Origin of the sequence: Streptomyces sp. NBC_00461 (assembly GCF_036013935.1) — a bacterium.
GTDB lineage: Bacteria > Actinomycetota > Actinomycetes > Streptomycetales > Streptomycetaceae > Streptomyces.
Map to the genome: position 1 here is coordinate 484,025 of NZ_CP107902.1, position 16,111 is coordinate 500,135.

14 protein-coding genes and 3 pseudogenes are annotated in these 16,111 nt (G+C 68.6%); 4 read left to right on the forward strand and 13 right to left on the reverse strand.

What is annotated here, in order from left to right:
• Positions 1-19 precede the first annotated feature (19 nt).
• Positions 20-955 carry a sigma-70 family RNA polymerase sigma factor gene (locus OG870_RS02370; RefSeq protein ID WP_327690553.1) on the reverse strand — a complete coding sequence of 312 codons (936 nt, stop codon included), beginning with the start codon at positions 953-955 and terminating at the stop codon, positions 20-22.
• A 405-nt stretch (positions 956-1,360) separates the two neighbouring features.
• The gene (locus tag OG870_RS02375; RefSeq protein WP_327690554.1) at positions 1,361-1,861 is read right to left on the reverse strand and encodes an ACT domain-containing protein; all 501 of its coding nucleotides are present in this window, start codon (positions 1,859-1,861) and stop codon (positions 1,361-1,363) included.
• A 117-nt stretch (positions 1,862-1,978) separates the two neighbouring features.
• Between OG870_RS02375 and OG870_RS02380 the strand changes: the two are divergent.
• Positions 1,979-2,077: pseudogene (locus OG870_RS02380) on the forward strand (hypothetical protein); the annotation flags it as partial.
• 302 nt (positions 2,078-2,379) lie between these two features.
• Here the strand turns inward: OG870_RS02380 and OG870_RS02385 are convergent.
• Entirely contained in the window at positions 2,380-3,129 is a 750-nt protein-coding gene (locus OG870_RS02385; RefSeq protein ID WP_327690555.1) for a transposase family protein, read from the reverse strand.
• A gap of 184 nt (positions 3,130-3,313) precedes the next feature.
• On the opposite strand from OG870_RS02385, the pseudogene OG870_RS02390 reads away from it, so the two are divergent.
• Positions 3,314-4,121 (forward strand): annotated as a pseudogene (locus OG870_RS02390) (IS5 family transposase).
• A 9-nt stretch (positions 4,122-4,130) separates the two neighbouring features.
• Here OG870_RS02390 and OG870_RS02395 read toward each other — a convergent pair.
• From OG870_RS02395 to OG870_RS02405, 3 genes are all read right to left on the reverse strand, one after another.
• Complete coding sequence (locus tag OG870_RS02395) at positions 4,131-5,150, reverse strand: CehA/McbA family metallohydrolase (RefSeq protein ID WP_327690556.1); 1,020 nt, start codon at positions 5,148-5,150, stop codon at positions 4,131-4,133.
• A 143-nt stretch (positions 5,151-5,293) separates the two neighbouring features.
• On the reverse strand, positions 5,294-6,640 hold the full coding sequence (locus tag OG870_RS02400; RefSeq protein ID WP_327690557.1) for a serine hydrolase domain-containing protein: 1,347 nt from the start codon (positions 6,638-6,640) through the stop codon (positions 5,294-5,296).
• Positions 6,633-7,319 carry a TetR/AcrR family transcriptional regulator gene (locus OG870_RS02405; protein ID WP_076089569.1) on the reverse strand — a complete coding sequence of 229 codons (687 nt, stop codon included), beginning with the start codon at positions 7,317-7,319 and terminating at the stop codon, positions 6,633-6,635. The genes OG870_RS02400 and OG870_RS02405 overlap by 8 nt, the downstream gene beginning before the upstream one ends.
• A gap of 190 nt (positions 7,320-7,509) precedes the next feature.
• On the opposite strand from OG870_RS02405, the pseudogene OG870_RS02410 reads away from it, so the two are divergent.
• Positions 7,510-8,351 (forward strand): annotated as a pseudogene (locus OG870_RS02410) (IS5 family transposase).
• Between the two features lie 100 nt (positions 8,352-8,451).
• Here the strand turns inward: OG870_RS02410 and OG870_RS02415 are convergent.
• The 5 genes from OG870_RS02415 to OG870_RS02435 all read right to left on the reverse strand — a co-directional run bounded on the left by OG870_RS02415 (position 8,452) and on the right by OG870_RS02435 (position 12,077).
• On the reverse strand, positions 8,452-8,637 hold the full coding sequence (locus OG870_RS02415) for a hypothetical protein (protein ID WP_323179487.1): 186 nt from the start codon (positions 8,635-8,637) through the stop codon (positions 8,452-8,454).
• Between the two features lie 201 nt (positions 8,638-8,838).
• The gene (gene denD, locus OG870_RS02420; protein WP_266524741.1) at positions 8,839-9,846 is read right to left on the reverse strand and encodes a D-erythronate dehydrogenase; all 1,008 of its coding nucleotides are present in this window, start codon (positions 9,844-9,846) and stop codon (positions 8,839-8,841) included.
• A gap of 269 nt (positions 9,847-10,115) precedes the next feature.
• Positions 10,116-10,328: a hypothetical protein gene (locus tag OG870_RS02425; protein WP_266592737.1), complete on the reverse strand. Its 213-nt coding sequence runs from the start codon at positions 10,326-10,328 to the stop codon at positions 10,116-10,118.
• Positions 10,329-10,781: 453 nt separating this feature from the next.
• Positions 10,782-11,771 (reverse strand): aldo/keto reductase, encoded by a 990-nt coding sequence (locus OG870_RS02430; RefSeq protein ID WP_266592735.1) that lies wholly within the window; start codon positions 11,769-11,771, stop codon positions 10,782-10,784.
• Positions 11,772-11,948: 177 nt separating this feature from the next.
• Positions 11,949-12,077: a hypothetical protein gene (locus tag OG870_RS02435; RefSeq protein ID WP_266524737.1), complete on the reverse strand. Its 129-nt coding sequence runs from the start codon at positions 12,075-12,077 to the stop codon at positions 11,949-11,951.
• Positions 12,078-12,156: 79 nt separating this feature from the next.
• Here OG870_RS02435 and OG870_RS02440 point away from each other — a divergent pair, with 79 nt between their 5' ends.
• Positions 12,157-12,534 (forward strand): VOC family protein, encoded by a 378-nt coding sequence (locus OG870_RS02440; RefSeq protein ID WP_266525799.1) that lies wholly within the window; start codon positions 12,157-12,159, stop codon positions 12,532-12,534.
• Positions 12,535-13,067: 533 nt separating this feature from the next.
• On the opposite strand, the gene OG870_RS02445 is transcribed toward OG870_RS02440, so the two are convergent.
• Positions 13,068-14,456, reverse strand: coding sequence for an APC family permease (locus OG870_RS02445; RefSeq protein WP_266524735.1), 1,389 nt, complete (start codon positions 14,454-14,456; stop codon positions 13,068-13,070).
• 71 nt (positions 14,457-14,527) lie between these two features.
• Positions 14,528-16,099, reverse strand: coding sequence for a GMC family oxidoreductase (locus tag OG870_RS02450; RefSeq protein WP_266592733.1), 1,572 nt, complete (start codon positions 16,097-16,099; stop codon positions 14,528-14,530).
• Between the last annotated feature and the right edge of the window lie 12 nt (positions 16,100-16,111).

Genomic DNA, 16,111 nt, shown 5'->3' on the forward strand with positions numbered 1-16,111 from the left:
CACACCGGCGCCGCCGCCCTCACACACCGTCCGGCACAGCGCCGGGGAGGACCCCGAATCGGCGACGCGAATCGAGGAACGCGGCGATCTTGCCCGGGGAGAACACCCACATCACCTGGTGAATGCCGTCCTTCGAGGCGGCGACCGTCATAAAGGCGAGGGGCCGGTCGTCCCGGGAGACCATCACACCCGTAACACCGTTGGCATCGACGAGCTCGGGCACGGCTCCCTTCCAAAGCTGTCGATAGATCGACAGTCTGGCCACACGGTCACGCCCCAGCACAGGCACACGAGCACAGCCCCGCATGCCGTTGCCGTCGGACAGACTCACGGCATCCGGAGTGAGCAGGGCTTCCAGTGACGCCACGTCTCCCTTGCGAGCCGCCGACACGAACGCGTCCAGCAGGCGGCGGTGCTCGGCCACGTCCACACTCCCCCGCTGCTCGTCCAGCAGGTGCCGACGCGCACGGCTGACGATCTTCCGCACGTTGACCAGGCTGAGCTCGAGCATGTCGGCGATCTCGGCGTAGGCGTAGTCGAACGCCTCGCGCAGTACATAAGCGGCGCGCTCGACGGGATTCAGTCGCTCCAGCACCAGCAGCAGCGCCAACTCCAGGGCCTCCGCACGCTGCGCGCCGACCTCCGGGTCCGCGCTCGTGTCGACGGGCTCCGGTAGCCACGGCCCGATGTAGGTCTCCCGACGCACACGCGCCGACTGCGCGACGTTGATGGCCAGGCGGGTCGTCGCACTCGAGAGAAAGGCGACGGGGTTGACCACCACCGAGCGGTCGGTCATCTGCCAGCGCAGCCACACCTCCTGGACCACGTCCTCGGCCTCGACCGCGCTGCCGAGCATGCGGTAGGCGATCCCGAAAAGCCGCCTGCGGTGGTGCACGAACACGGCGACGGCCTCGTCGAGATCGTCAGGTGGGGTGAGGGACTCTTCGAGGTGCATGTACCAATGGCCTCCGTTGCTCCGCTATCTCTGCTTGATAGACCGCGGCCCACGGACGCCTGTGACAGAACTCGACGGTGTTTTCTCGAACCGCGGCACTGGATGCCGACAAGAGCCGAGGAGGGGAGAACTCATGTCCCCGCAAGCCGTACGGCACACAGCGTCCAGGCCACGACCGAGGGCCCGGGGCCTGCAGGGGAACTCGCCCGTCTACAGATCCAGAAGCAGTCGCTGGAAGGGGCGTTGGCCGCTCCGCTGCTACGCGCAACCGCGGCGCCGCTGAGCAGCAAAGGAGCCGTTTTCGACGTGCCGAACTCTCCATATACCTCGTGATAGAGGCGCAGACCGTTGATCGGCATGTGATCACTGCGCGAAGGCTTCAACGCTGCCCCTGTCCTGACTCAGTCATACGGCCACCTGGTGGCCGGCCCGGCGAAGCACGCCGACGGCTTCCTCAAGTCGGCCGGCCGGGACGAGCACGAGGTCTCCGTCGTAGCTCGCGGCGGTCCAGACCGGGAGCCCGCTGGCGGCGAGCGGCGCGACGATGGCGCTGAGCATCCCCGTCGCTTCCGGGTCGTGCGCGTCATCGCCGTTCCACAGCGCCACCCATCCGTCCTCGGCCGTGTCGTCGCGCCGCATCGCCGCGCCTCCGTCCGGACCGAGCACGAGCGCGAGCAGGTCGGATTCAGCGGCGACCGTGCGGACGTCGGACACTCGCCCGAGAACGAAGCGGCCCTCGAGCACGCGCAGGTTCTGAGTTCGAGCGGACGGCGTCGAGGTCATGCGCCGCGAGGGCGGCGTACCCGGTGATGCAGTACCAGAATCCGCGCCATTACCTTGGTCGTCGCCGTCATGAGCCATTGACGAGTCCTCCAATTGCGTCATTGCAATCCCGGGCGCAGGCATCCCGGGTCGGTATCGAGGGGAACCGTCACGATGGAACCAACTTGCATTCTTGATCACCAGTAGGCGGCCCTGAGCGTCACTCTCGACGCCGGGTTCCTGGCCGCCACCGGCAGCGACATGACGGCCTTCGGCACCGGTGGCCGCCTCGCCGGATTCGGCGGCGTCGCCCCGGGACTCCGGGAAGATCAGCGGCACCTGCAGCGCCCACAGCGCTATAACCGTCGGCTGCAACGCGTCTTCTACACCTCAGCGTTGTTCAGCGTCCCGCACTGCGACGAGTCGCCGCCGGTTCTACGATTGCAAACGCGCCGTGGTAAGTATTTGACGCTGTCGGGAATCTTGGTTTCCGTGCTTTCCAGACGGCGCTGGAGAATCCGCCGCGGCATGCGTCCACCTGACGTCACGGCGACTACGCAGGACGCGGCCCCCGTTCGGAATAGAGAGAATGCTGAGCCGGCTGATGCGCTCGCGCCGCCTGGTGCGCAATGTCGAGACATCGCGCGCCTTACTGAGCTTCTTCAGCGTTGCCGCTCCAGCGTGAGGATGGCCTTGACGATTGACGTCATGCGGTTGGGGCTGCATCGGGACCTGCGGAAGATCCGCCAGGACTTCAGGCTCGCGACACCGCGTTCGACGGGCGCTCGTGCTGCGGCCAGCGCCCGGTTGAGGGTCTTTTCGGTGGGAGTGAGTTCCTGCAGGGGTCTGCGTTTGATGCCGGTTGTCAGCCATGGTCCGCCGCCTTGGTAGGCGAGATCGGCCAGGATGGGAACGCCCTGGCGCTCGCAGATCCGGATGATCCGGTGGGTGCGGGCGGCCGTCAGGTCGTGGGTGCGGCCCGGCAGGGCGGGCGAGAGCCACAGCAGCCGGCCGCCGGGGTCGGTGATGACGTGCACGTTCACGCCGTGGCGACGGTGCTTGTGGGAATAGTCGGCCCGGCCGTCACCTACCCGGTCGCACTCGGCGAGGGTGCCGTCGAGCAGGATGAAGTCGGGATCGTGCTCGCGCAGCGTCTTGAGCAGGCCCGGTGCTCGTTCGGCGAGTAGATCGACGACCGCGCGGGTGTAGGCGTGGGCGGTGGACTCGCTGATCCCGAACCCGGCGGCGATCTTCGCCAGAGTGGTGTGCTCTCGTAGGTACACCAGTGCCACCATCGCCCGCTGGGACGGACGGAGCTTGCAGCGCCGGTCGCCCTCACGGGTGACAACCAGCATGGTGACCCACTCCACGAGTGCATGCGGCAGGTCAAGTGCGGCAGGATGGATGACCAACGAGGCCCCCGAGCAACGTGATTGAGACGTCAGACATCTCGATCAACAGCTCGGGGGCCTCGTTCGTTGCGCTTCCCGGCCCATCACCCGATCGGTGGCCAACTCGAAGAAGCTCACTGATCGTTTCAGAAAGACTTGACTCGCAAGTCTTGTGCCCGGTGATCTTCGTGGGCAGGGTGTCCGGGTGCGTGCTGATCTTGTTCCGGATGACCTGTGGGAGCGCGTGGCTCCGCTCCTGCCGCCCGCTCCGGAGCGTCGCCGCCGCTACCCCGGCCGACTGCGCGTTCCCGACCGGGCGGCACTGGCCGGGGTCATGTTCGTGCTGCGGACCGGTGTCGCCTGGCGCGACGTCCCGGCCGAAACGGTCGGTTGTTCCGGGGTGACGGCCTGGCGCCGGCTTCGGGACTGGACCGAGGCTGGCGTCTGGCCGCGCCTGCACGCGCCTTGCTGGCCGACTTGCGCCGCGCCGATCTGCTGGACCTTGAGCACTGTGCTGTTGACGGCTCGCATGTCCGGGCCCTGAAAGGGGGGATCACGTCGGCCCCTCACCGGTCGACCGCGCTCGTCCCGGTTCCAAGCATCACCTGATAGTCGACCGGCATGGAACCCCGCTCGCCGTCACGCTCACCGGCGGCAACCGCCACGATGTCACCCAGTTGCTGCCGCTGCTCGACGCGGTTCCACCGATCCGGGGGCTGCGAGGACGGCCTCGCCGCAGGCCGCGGCACCTGTATGCCGACCGGGGCTACGACTTCGACAAGTACCGCCGCTTGCTGTGGAGGCGCGGCATCAAGCCGATGATCGCCCGACGCGGCGTGGCCCACGGTTCAGGGCTCGGCAAGGTGCGTTGGGTAGTGGAACGGGCCTTCGCCTGGCTGCACCAGTTCAAACGGCTCCGGATCCGCTACGAAAGACGCGCAGACCTCCATCAGGGCCTGCTCGAACTGGACTGCAGCCTCATCTGCCTCCGTCGCCTGCGCACTTCACGATGAAGCGAGCGGTCAGTTGAGGATGATCGGATTGGTGAGTGCGGCGACGTGCCCGTTGGAACGGCGGACCTCAATGCGAACGAACGCCGAGTGCTCCGCCGTCGTGTCCCACTGCACCACGCCCGCCCCGTCAGCAGGGAGAGACGCCCGGTGAACCTTCCCCCGATCGGTGTGGAAGCTGACGGTCCCCACCGGCACACCTCGTGCTGCTACCTGCACTTCCACCTGCCCACCATGAGTCGGGAGCCGTTCGCCCACCCCGACAACGCGACCATCGGCATTGGCGGTGAACGATACGTCCACGTCCGCCGACTCGGCGATCCAGCTGCGGCCGGCACGGATTCCGGCCAGGACCGCCTCGGTGCTCAGCTCCTCGGCGAAGACCACGGTGTGAGGGCTGCCGATCTGCCCTTCCAAGTGGGTGTCGCTGTTTCCCATCGCCGGTCGCCACGAGCCCGTGCGGATGTCCTCCGCGAGGCTCCGCCCCCACTCCGCCAGAGCCGCCTCGTTGTCAGCATTCCAGGGCCGGTCCGAAGTCCACAGTCCGTTCCACACCTCGACCACGTCGAAGCCCCGGAAGGGGAACATGAAGTTGCCCGACGGGTAGGGCGCATGCGGGTGCGCGGCCACGCACAGGCCCCCTACTCGATGGACCTGGTCCAGGAACTTATCAACCAATCCGTCCCTGACCTGGTGATTCCAGTCGACGACCTCGCCGGGATTGATGCCGAGCGCGAGCCAGTGCCCGGTCTTCGTGGTCACTTCCTCACCGAGGACGATCAAGAAGTCATCGGCGGCCAAATGCCCCCATGCACCGGGGGCCGCGGCTGAGTTGTGCTCCGTCGTCGCGATGAAGTCGAGCCTGGCGGCGCGCGCCCGAACGGCCAACTCTTCAGGGGTGAGTTCCCCGTCCGAGTGGACGGAGTGGACATGGCAGTCCCCGCGGTACCAGGCCGCCCCGCGTCCGACCGCCCGCGCCGACGGGAAACTCAAGCTCGACAAGGTTCTCCCTCCAAAGTCCTGTCGAGCCAACGCGCAGGCAGGGCAGGCGGTTCCGTCGCACCACTGAACACCATCTCAGCCGAAAGGCCAGACCAAGATCTCATTCTGAAACGATCAGTTAGAGCTCGCGCAGATAGGCGCGGGCGTACCCGTGACAGCACGGCAGGCACAGGTCAGCCGCTCTGGGCGATGGCGCGCAGGGCGTCGAAGGTCTCCTGTTCGTCTTGCTGGTCGCCGTAGTCGCTGAGTTTGACCACGACGGTCCTGTTTACGGGGTCGACGTAGATGTACTGCCCGTATACGCCGAGGGCAGAGTAGTCCTTGCCGTTGCCGCCGGGCGGATGCCACCACTGCGCGGAGTAGCCCCAGCCGTCGACCTTGTGGGGTGCTGGGGTGGCGATGCGCTTGATCCATGCCAGGGGGATGATTTGTTTGCCTTGGGCGCGGCCGTTGTCCAGAACGAGCTGGCCGAGCTTGGCGTAGTCGCGGGGGGTGGCGTTGATGCAGCAGAACGCCTTCTCATGGCCGTTGTCGTGGTCGAGGTTCCAGGTGGCGCTGTCCTGTGCTCCCATCGGTGCCCAGATGTTGTCCGCCAGGAGGACGGCCAGCGGCCGTCCTTGGACCTTGGCCAGGACCTGTCCGAGGAGTTCGGTGTCGATGCTGCGGTAGGCGCCTTGGCTGCCCGGCGGGAATTGCAGGTCGCGATGGCCCTGGGCGAAGGCGGGCAGGTCCCGGGTGAGGTACATCCGGGCGGTGCCGGTCAGCGGGGAGTACTCGTTGTAGTTCTCGGGGACGTCCACACCCGACGTCATGTCCAGCAGGTCGCGCACGGTGATGGTGTCGTAGGCTCCGCCGGTCTTCAGCTGGGGCAGGATGTCGACCAGCCGGTCGCCTTCCCGGAGTTTGCCCTGTTCGATGGCTTGCCCGGCGAGAAGGGACACCACCGACTTGGCGGCCGACCAGGAGGACAGGCGGGTGGTGGGGCCCACCCCGTCGCGGTACCACTCGTGGGTCAGCCGGCCGTCCCGGAGGACGAGGAAGGCGTTGGTGTGGGTGGTCGTCAGGAACTGCTCGACCGGTACCCGCCCGCCCTTCCACGGCACGGCGGCAGGAAGCGGCTCGTCGTGGACGGGCAGGGGTGCCGGCGTGGCGGAGGCGGGGACTGTGCGGGTGGCGAACAGGTCGCCCTGCCGCGAGGGCTCGGTGGTCAGCAGTTGGACCAGCGTGGGTGGGGAGGGGATGTCCAGCAGCGCGGTGGCCGTGTAGGAGCCGGCCACCAGCACGCCAAGCGCCACTGGCAGCGCGATGAGGGTGCGCCGAAGTACGCGCCGTGTCCGCGGCTTTACAGAACGCGAGGCGGCCACGGTGCGGTCGGTCGGCTCCAAGGCCCGGGTGGTGGGACCGGCAGCGGAAGCAGACCGGGAGCTGGCTGCCGGTTCGGGACCGCTGTCCTGGGGGGCTTTCTGGCTCGTGTCGACAGCCTCGTCGGCGGCTTCCACAGCAGGACGCTGGTCAGACATCGGCGTCGTCCTTGGGGGTGGTGCGGGCGGTTGCGTCGACCGCCAGCCAGAACGCCTCCATCAGCGTCTGGAAGACGGCCTCGTCGTCCTGCGCAGCCAGGTGGGGCAGGTGCGTGGTGATGGCCGGATAGCGCTCGGGGGAGATGGTGGCGTACGCCCCGGCCCAGGCATGCTCGTCGGCGGCGCGCACCTCCTGCGGGAGCGCGGCATACCCGGCACGCATGCCCGCGTACGCCAGCACGGTGTCGGCGAGCATCCGTTGGTAGCGGGCCACACTGCCCTCGTCCAGACCGATCTCCTCCAGCGCCGCGAGCATCATCTCCATCGCGGCGAACTCCCCCGGGCCGCGGGTGGTCCGGCACGCGACGGCCGCACCGACGTAGGGGTGGGCCTCGAAGACCTCCACCAGGGAGCGGGCCAGCTCCTGCAGCACCTCCCGCGGCCCCAGGCCGTCGGGCACCCGCTCCACGGCCATGGCCAGCAGCCGGTCACCCACCGCCAGCAGCAGCGCGTCCCGGTCCGCGAAATGCCGCCACACCGCCGACCGGTCCACGCCCAGTTCCTCCCCCAGAGCCCGTCCGGTCAGCCCGTCCGGCTCCGCCCGCGCCGCGATCCGCACGGCCGCCTCCACGATCAGCTCCGGCGACAACCGCACCGCCCGGCCCTTGCCCACAGCCATACCTGTCCCTCATTCTCGAAATCATCAGTGCTGTCATCAATGATGACATTGTTGGGGTGGGATGGTCAACTCTGGAGTGCCACCATGAATGCGGTGACGTTCGGGAAGGGCTTATCAGTCGGACGCAGGCAGTCGAGGCGATCGCTGCCGCCAGCCCCAGCGCGACGCTCTGCGATCACCGGGGAGACCTGTGCCTGTTCTTCCGTCATGGCTGACCGAACCGCTGTGGGACCAGTTCTCGGCGCTGCTGCCCCAGCGGCCGCTCTACCACCCGGACCATCCTCTGCGCTGCCACCGTCCGCGCATCAGTGACCGGATCGTGTTCGACAAGCTTCTGCAGTTGCTGCGATTCGGCTGCCCCTATGAGGCGATTGCTGACACGACCTGCTCGGCCAGCACCATCCGCAGCCGTCGCGATGAGTGGATCCGCCTGGGCATCTTCAGCCAGTTGAAGCAGATCGCGCTCGACTCCTACGACCGCATCGTCGGCTTGATGCTGGATCAGATCGCCATCGATGGCTCCCTCACCAAGGCACCCGGCGGCGGCGAGGTCGCCGGGCGTTCGCCGGTCGACCGGGGAAAACAGGGCCTGAAGCGCTCCGGCATGACTGACGGCTACGGAATCCCGCTCGGCCGTGTTCTGGCCGGGGCGAACTGTCACGACTCTCCGCTGCTGACCCCGCCCCTGGACCGCCTCGCGGAACTCGGGCCGCTGCCCGACGACATCACGGTGCACCTGGACGCTGGGTACGACTCGAACAAGACCCGCGCCCTGCTCGACGAACGCGGGCTGCACGGTCGGATAGCGCACAAGGGCGAGAAAGCCCCGATTCAGGCGAGCCGGCGGTGGCACGTCGAGCGCACCCACGCCTGGCAGAACGCCTTCCACCGTCTTTCCCGCTGCTACGAACGCCGCACCGTCGTGATCGACGCCTTCTTCGCCTCGCGGACACGATCATCACCGTCCGCCGCCTGATCCGACGATCCTGGACCACCCACCGCTGGGACAACCGCCCGAGGCGATGCCCGTAAGCCCACGCCTATCTGCGCGAGTTCTTACACGAGGCCATGGTGCCGTGGCCGATGACGATGCTCGTGAGCGGTCGCCTGGCCGGACGCCGCCCAGACGCCTTCAGCCGGCCGTGCCGAGCGCGGTGAAAACTTCCGGCCGCCGCACCTGCCGGGCCCACCCTCGCTCCACCAGGCGTTTCGCCTTCGACCGCAGCCCCTCGACCTTCGCCGGGGCCGCCTCCAGCCCCAGAGCCGCGGCCAACTGCTGACCGCGCACGCCCTCCCGGCTCGCTTCCGACTCCAGCACCGGCACAATTCGCTGGTGATCCGGCGCCCGCGCCGACGCCTCCTGCCTTCCGCCCGGTGCGGCACCACCGATCGGCTCGTGCTCCAGCCGCGCAGGCGGTTCACCAAGGACACCGTGCTCACGGACCGCACCGGCATCTGCTGCGGCTGCTGGGCATGCCGAACTGGTGCAGCGCCCAGGCGGCTCGTGGAGGCCAGCCGGCTATCCCGGCGGCTCAACGCGGGGATCAGACAGGTAGTCCTGCACGACCGTCTCAAAGCTGGGGTCGGGCCGCAGGCCGAGAGCGGCGGCCCGTCGGTGGTCGAAGACGGCCGGCCATGAGCCGACCATGGCCTCCACGAGCGGGTCGGGGGCGATCGTCACCAGGTCGGCAACCGCGTCGCCGGCCATCTCCCGCAGCGTGGCGAGTATCTCGGCAATAGAGACGGTGAGGGCGGGCAGGTTCACCGGCATGGGGCCGTCGAGGCGACCAGCCCCGGTGCCGCGTTCGGCCTCGGCGATGCGGAGGATCCCGTGGATGGTGCGGCGCGGCGAGGCCAGAGCCACACGCAGGCCGGGGTCGACCGGGCAGACGGCGGGCAATCCCGCGAGCGGTTCGCGGACGATGGCGGACACGAAGCCGGAGGCTGCCGCGTTCGGCCGTCCGGGCCGAACCGCAACGGTCATCAGCCGGGCAACACGTCCGTCGATGAAGCCGCGGCGGGTCATGTCCGCGATCATGTGCTCGCACATCAGCTTCTGCGTTCCATAACTCGACTGCGGCAGCGGCAAGGTCGTCTCACTCACCACCGGCGGCAGAGGCATCCCGGGCGGGGAGCCGTAGACGGCGAGGCTGCTGGCGAACACCACCCGTGTCCGCGGCCCGCCGGCGGCCAACTGCGCCCGGGCCGCGTCCAGCACGGCGCGGGTGGCGTCCACGTTGGACCGCATGCCGAGGTCGAAGTCGGCCTCGCACTCGGCCGACACCGCCGCCGCGAGATGAAACAGCACATCGACCGGCGTCGCGAACACCTCATCCAGGCGGTCGGCCAGGTCACCGTGCACCACCTCCATGAGCGGGTCGGTACGCCCCTGCGAACCGGGCCACGGCACACGGTCGACCAACACCAACCGAGTGATCGGCACGCCGGCGAACACCCGCGCCCGCAGCAGGCTCCCGGCCAGCAGACTTCCCAGGAACCCCGACGCGCCCGTGACCACAACCCGCACCCGGCACCTCCTCGCACGGCGACTGCCACCCCCACGATGCCGCACCCGACTGACCCCCGACAGCCCGCCCTACCCTGCGCACCCCCACAGACACGCCCCTGGGCACGTCCAACGGCGGTTGCAATGCGGCGGCCGACGCGGGCTGCCGCGCCGCCTCCGAACACCGCGCACCCGGGCACCAGCCGACCTCTGCGGAACCATTCAGCGCCGGGCGCGCAGCCGCGATCGTAGGCATGACGACGTACCAGATCGGGAGGGTTCCGACCCGGTTATCGGAACCTTGGGGTCCGGAGCATGCCCTCGAACTGGGTGACAGCAGGCTCGGGATCCTGGGCCTGGGTGAGGTCGATCGAGGTCCATGCCACCAACGGCCCGTTCGGAGCGTCGATGACGACGACTCGAATCTCGTGGTCGGGCTGGAGACCGACGCAGTCCTTGTCGGGATCCGAGTCGGTCGTGGGACAGCCGAGTGATCCGTCCATCGGTTCATTGGTCGTGCCGGTCAGTTTGCGACAGCAGCGGAGATGTGCGATTCGATCGCCACGGTTTCCGTGCCGCACGAGGCGCTCATCCAAACGTCGTGTCCCGACTACGCATGACCGACCGACGGCACGCCAGTCGGGCACCGCGCACTTCAGTCGGCGGTTCGGGCGCTCGCGAGGCAGTGGGCGGCAACGGCAAAAAGTCTCCGTGTCCGTCCTGATGCGAATACACCGCTCGAGCCATGAAAGCCAAAGGCCCGAGCGACGCCTCGTTGGGGATGCTGTTCGCAAGCTGATCGAGATTCCGGTCGTCACCGTCGGCAAGCTGCGGTGAAACAGACCCGGAAGCGCGGAGGCGGCCGACGCCGTGCAGGCGCGACGGCAGCCACTACGCAACCGTTCGCGCCCACGGCCACGGAGATGGCAGAACTGGCAGCCGCTTCCGTGCCCCGGCTAACGATTGACGCTGCGCATCCCCGCCTCGTCATACCGCTCCCCCGCCGCCTCCGGCAGCTCCGCGTCGATGCGGCCGAGGTCGTCCTCGGTCAGCGTGATGTCGACCGCGGCGGCGTTCTGCTCCAGGTAGGTGCGGCGCTTGGTGCCCGGGATCGGCACCAGGTCCTCCCCCTGGGCCAGCACCCAGGCAATGGCCAGCTGGGCCGGGGTCACGTCCTTCTCGGCGGCGATCTCCTTCACCTTGGCCGCCAGCCGCAGGTTCGCCTCCAGGTTGGTGTCCTGGAAACGCGGGTTCTCGCGGCGCCAGTCGTTCGCGTCCAGCTCGTCCGGCGAGCTGAACCGCCCGGCGAGGAAGCCGCGGCCGAGCGGCGAGTACGGCACAAAGCCGACGCCCAGCTCCCGGCAGGCGGGCAGCACCTCGGCCTCCACGTCCCGCGACCACAGCGAGTACTCGCTCTGCACGGCGGTGACCGGGTGCACGGCGTGGGCACGCCGGATGGTCTCCGCGCTCGCCTCGCTCAGCCCGATGTACCGCACCTTGCCCTCGGCGACCAGTTCGCCCAGCGCGCCGACCGTCTCCTCGATCGGCACGTTCGGGTCGACCCGGTGCTGGTAGTACAGGTCGATGTAATCGGTCCCCAGACGCTTCAGGGAGCCGTGGACCGAGCTGCGGACGTGCTCGGCCGAACCGTCCTGCGGGCCGACCGTGCTGATGTCGCCGGGTACGGCGTTGTCCATCCGGTAGTTGAACTTCGTTGCGATCACGTACTCGTCGCGACGTCCCTGGATCGCCTCGCCGACGAGCGATTCGTTGGTGAGCGGCCCGTACATCTGCGCGGTGTCGAGGAAGGTGATGCCGAGGTCGAGGGCGCGCCGGATGGTCGCGATCCCCTCCTCCTGGTCGGTGGATCCGTAGAAGGCGGACATGCCCATGCATCCGAGGCCGATGGCCGATACCTGGAGGTCCCGCAGACTGCGCTTCTGCATGCCGTGTCCCAGCCTTTCTTGCACACTCGTACGACGTTCGGACGGCACCAGGCCCTCATCCCTCTGGCAACGGATTCCGCCGCCCGACATCCTGTGGGCACCGGACGGCGGGGGCCTCGTGCGCCACGGTGTCTCCGACGCTACGACTTGAAGCGCACTCCAAGGCAAGTCGGTCCTTCAGGCGACGGAGGCTTTTGGAGCGAGCACGGTGCTGAACGGGCTACTGGCCAGGGCGGACGCTGCCGGGCTGATCACTTGGGTGGTCAACGTCGATTCCACGATCAGGCGGGCCACCTCATCGATCATGCCTGGAGCCTGGTGAGGTGGTCGGTGTCGAGGCTGACCGCCCCTGGACGGTGGGAGGCATTCATGATCGGCTTGGGACATGAGTTCTTTGATACGCCATGTCACCATCGACGCCGCCGACCCGTTCGTTCTTGCGGGCTTTTGGGCGCAGGCCCTGGACGGCTCGCTGGCTGATGACGACTTTCCCGGGGATCCGGAAGCCGTCGTCACGAGTGCTGCTGCCACCCTGCTGTTCGTCAGGGTCGATGACCGCAGGACGGTGAAGAACCGCGTGCATCTGGATCTCCAACCCCAGGACCGCACCCGGGACGAGGAGGTCGAGCGCCTGCTCTCGCTCGGTGCCACGGTTCAGGGGGACCACCGGAGGCCGGACGGAACAGGGTGGGTGACGTTGTATGACCCCGAGGGCAACGAATTCTGTGTGGAACGCAGCGGGGCGGAGCTGGCGAACGGTTGATGTCCCTGTCGCCTGGCCCGGTTACGCCTGTCAGATTCGGAGCGACGTGCCGGACCTGCTGGACGTGCTGGACGTGCTGGAACAGCCTTGCGGGACATGGCGTTGGTTCGTGGCGCAGGCCAATGCCGGGAAAATCAACGTGCCTTGATGTGAATCGGTCGGATACCGTGCGGGCCATGTCGAGTCCTGAGTCAGACAACCACTGAGCTCGTAGGCCTGTCGTCGTGCCGCATTCTGCGGCCGGGCGAGGGTGCCCTTGGGGCTGGCCGCGGTGACGAGAGGACCTTCTCGTGCTTCTCCTCACCTCGGAGCCACTCGATGCCTCTCCCGCTGTATCTGCTTGCCATGGCGACATCGAGGGACGCCGCAGGCTCACCGAACGTGCCGCAGCACTCCGATCGCCCACACCGCCGGTGCCGACCAGTCGCCCACGCAGCCGCAGCCCGTGTACGCGATGCTGCCGGGCTTCCAGAGGCGGGTGGTGGCCTGCCGTGAGGGCGTGGTCGAGGGCTGCTTTCCGGGCCGATTTCCGGCTAGTTCTTCGGGACCGCATCGCCGGCGGGCGCGTCTCCGCGGCCGTAGTGGTGGGTGGTGAACATGTACAGCAGGCCGACGCCCAGTACGACGGCGCCGCACAGCAGCACGATCCAGTTGTCGTACCAGGGCTCCTGCGGATTGCGGGCCCAACTGATGTTGATGATGGCGAAGATGCCGTACGCCAGTGCCGTGGCGTTCACGGCGATGCCCCAGCGGCCGAGGGTGAACTCTCCTGCGGGGCGCCAGCCCTTGAGCCGAGCGCGCAGTGCGGCCAGGACCACCATCTGGAAGGAGGCGTAGATGCCGAGGATCGCGAAGGAGACGATCTTGGTGAGGGCGTCCTCGGAGACCAGTGAGCCGAAGGCGATGAGCATGGGCACCACGGCGGCCACGAGGAGTGCGTAGCCGGGTACGGCGCGAGCGTGGGAGAACTGGCGCAGCAGCCGGTGCCCGACGATCATCTCGTCGCGGGCGTAGGAGTAGATGAGCCGTCCGGCGGCGGCCTGGAGGCTGATGGTGCACGACAGGAAGGAGATCAGGACGACGGCCATGACCAGCCGGGCTCCGGTCTCGCCCATGGCGTCGTACAGCAGGTGGACCACCGGGTCGGTGTCCTTGCCGGAGATCACCGCGCCGATGTCGGTGACCGACAGGAGCAGCGACATGCAGGTGAAGGTGGCCGCGGCGCCGCCGATGTAGATGGTGCGGCGCATCGCACGGGGGATGACGCGGCCGGGGTGGGCGACCTCCTCGGCGGTGTCGCCGCACGCCTCGAAGCCGTAGTACTGGTAGAAGCCGATGATGGCGGCCGCCAGGAACGCCGGTGCGTAGGAGCCGTTCTCGGAGATGCCGTAGGTGTCGACGATGACGCCGATGCCGTGGGCGCGGTGGGTGGACAGCAGGTAGATGCCGACGACGAGGGCACCGATGAGTTCGCCGCTGAAGCCGATGAGGGCCGCCGCCGAGAGGGCTTTGGTGCCCGCGTAGTTGATGACGACCGCGACGACGATCAGGACTGCCGTGCACAGCACCGTGGTGTGCACGGTGGGGCTGAATCCGAAGAGGATGGCGATGAAGGGGCCGGCGCCGTAGGCGACGGAGGTGATGGTGACCAGCAGCGCCCACATGTACACCCAGCCGGTCATCCACGCCCAGCGCTTGCCCCACAGCCGTCTCGCCCACGGGTAGACGCCGCCGGCGATGGGGTACTGGGCGACGATCTCGCCGAAGACCAGGGCGACGAGGAACTGCCCGCATCCGGCGAGCAGGAACGCCCAGATCATCGGCGGGCCGCCGGTGGCGAGCGCGGTGCCGAAGAGGGTGTAGGTGCTCACCACCGGCGAGAGGTAGGTGAAGCCGAGGGCGAAGTTGGCCCAGGGGCTCATGTCCTTTCGGAACTCCGAAGCCGGCTGGCCTTCGGGGGTGCCGGCAGATGCTGCCGGGGTTTGTGGGCCGGTCATCGGCCGATCTCCCGGGCGGCGGGGCCGGGGCGGCCGGTGAGGAGGTCGGCGGCGCGTTCCGCGGCGAGCAGGACCGTCACCATGGGGTTGATCGTGGGCATCGTCGGGAACACCGACGCGTCCACGATGCGTACGCCGTCGAAGCCGCGGAGTCTCAGCAGCGGGTCGCAGACAGTCGTGGGGTCGTCCGGGACGCCCATGCGGCAGGTGCCCGCCGGGTGGTAGACGGTGTGTGCCGCGCGGCGCCCGTACTCCGACAGGTCGGCGTCGGAGGTGACGTGGGGGCCGGGCGCGACCTCACGGACGAGCCAGCCGCGCAGCGGGTCGGTGGCGGCGACCTCGCGGGCGACCTTCAGGCCCTCCACGATGGCGCGTTCGTCGTGGCCTTCCGGGTCGGTGAAGTACCTGAAGTCCAGGGCGGGTTGTTCGGTGGGGTCGGCGCTGCGCAGCCACATGCGACCGGTGGAGCGGGCACGCGGCACGTTCGGTGTCATGCACACTCCGTGCTCGGGGACGGCGTAGCCCAGACGTTCCGTGTTGACGGTGAACGGCACCTGGTAGAAGTGGAACATCAGGTCGGGTCGCGGCTGGCCGGTGTCGCGGCGCAGGAAGAGGCCCGCGTCGGAGTCCATCGCGGAGTTGGGCGGCAGTGGGCCGGCGGTCTCCCAGAGGATCACGGATTCGGGGTGGTCCAGCAGGTTCTCGCCCACGCCCGGCAGGTCGGCCCGCACCTCGATGCCCAGGGCGCGCAGGTCGTCGGCCGGTCCGATTCCGGAGAGCATCAGCAGGCGCGGGGTGTCGATGGCGCCGGCGCACAGCAGCATTTCGCGTTCGGCACGGACGGTCGCCTCTTGGCCGTCGGCGCTGCGGACGGCGACGCGGGTGAGCCGCCCGGAGGCGTCGGTGAGCAACTGGTGGGCCCAGGTCTCCAGCCGGAGGGTGAGGTTGGGCCGGTCCAGGACGGGGTGGAGGTAGGCGACCGAGGCGGACGAGCGCAGGTTGCCCTCCGGCCGGTAGGCCAGGGAGAAGAAGCCGGTGCCGTCGGCGAACGGTTCGGCGTTGAAGTCGTCGATGACGGGCACGCCGGTGGCGCGTGCGGCCGCGGTGACGAAGTCCCTGGCGATGGGATTGCGGTCGGCCTCGGCCACCGGGACGATCTGCGTGCGCAGCCGGTCGCGGTAGGGCAGGATCGTCGCCGGGTCCCAGCCGGTGCAGCCGTGGGCCACCCAGTCGTCGAGGTCCTGCGGCAGCGGCAGGAAGCTGATCAGCGTGTTGTGGGAGGAGCAGCCGCCGAGCACACGGGCGCGCGAGTGGAGGATGTGGGAGTTGCCGCGCGGCTGCTCGACCGTGGTGTATCCGTAGTCGAATTCCGAGCCGAGCAGGTTGATCCAGTTGCGCAGGCGCAGGATGCGGTCGTCGCCGACATCGCTCGGGCCGCCCTCGATGACACAGACGCGGCAGTCGGGGTCCTCGCTCAGGCGGGCGGCGAGCACGCAGCCGGCGGTACCGCCACCGACGATGACGTAGTCGTAGGCGGACTCGGCGCCGGGCGGGGTGGTCGGTGCCATGCGGGGCCTTTC

What these genes read in the sequence shown, in the direction of transcription:
- OG870_RS02435 (WP_266524737.1), bottom strand. Translation starts at nt 12,077, where the DNA reads ATGATCGATGAGGTGGCCCGCCTGATCGTGGAATCGACGTTGACCACC.
- OG870_RS02405 (WP_076089569.1), bottom strand. Translation starts at nt 7,319, where the DNA reads ATGGCTGTGGGCAAGGGCCGGGCGGTGCGGTTGTCGCCGGAGCTGATC.
- OG870_RS02440 (WP_266525799.1), top strand. Translation starts at nt 12,157, where the DNA reads ATGAGTTCTTTGATACGCCATGTCACCATCGACGCCGCCGACCCGTTC.
- OG870_RS02445 (WP_266524735.1), bottom strand. Translation starts at nt 14,456, where the DNA reads ATGAGCCCCTGGGCCAACTTCGCCCTCGGCTTCACCTACCTCTCGCCG.
- OG870_RS02400 (WP_327690557.1), bottom strand. Translation starts at nt 6,640, where the DNA reads ATGTCTGACCAGCGTCCTGCTGTGGAAGCCGCCGACGAGGCTGTCGAC.
- OG870_RS02425 (WP_266592737.1), bottom strand. Translation starts at nt 10,328, where the DNA reads ATGGACGGATCACTCGGCTGTCCCACGACCGACTCGGATCCCGACAAG.
- OG870_RS02430 (WP_266592735.1), bottom strand. Translation starts at nt 11,771, where the DNA reads ATGCAGAAGCGCAGTCTGCGGGACCTCCAGGTATCGGCCATCGGCCTC.
- OG870_RS02450 (WP_266592733.1), bottom strand. Translation starts at nt 16,099, where the DNA reads ATGGCACCGACCACCCCGCCCGGCGCCGAGTCCGCCTACGACTACGTC.
- OG870_RS02375 (WP_327690554.1), bottom strand. Translation starts at nt 1,861, where the DNA reads ATGCCTGCGCCCGGGATTGCAATGACGCAATTGGAGGACTCGTCAATG.
- OG870_RS02370 (WP_327690553.1), bottom strand. Translation starts at nt 955, where the DNA reads ATGCACCTCGAAGAGTCCCTCACCCCACCTGACGATCTCGACGAGGCC.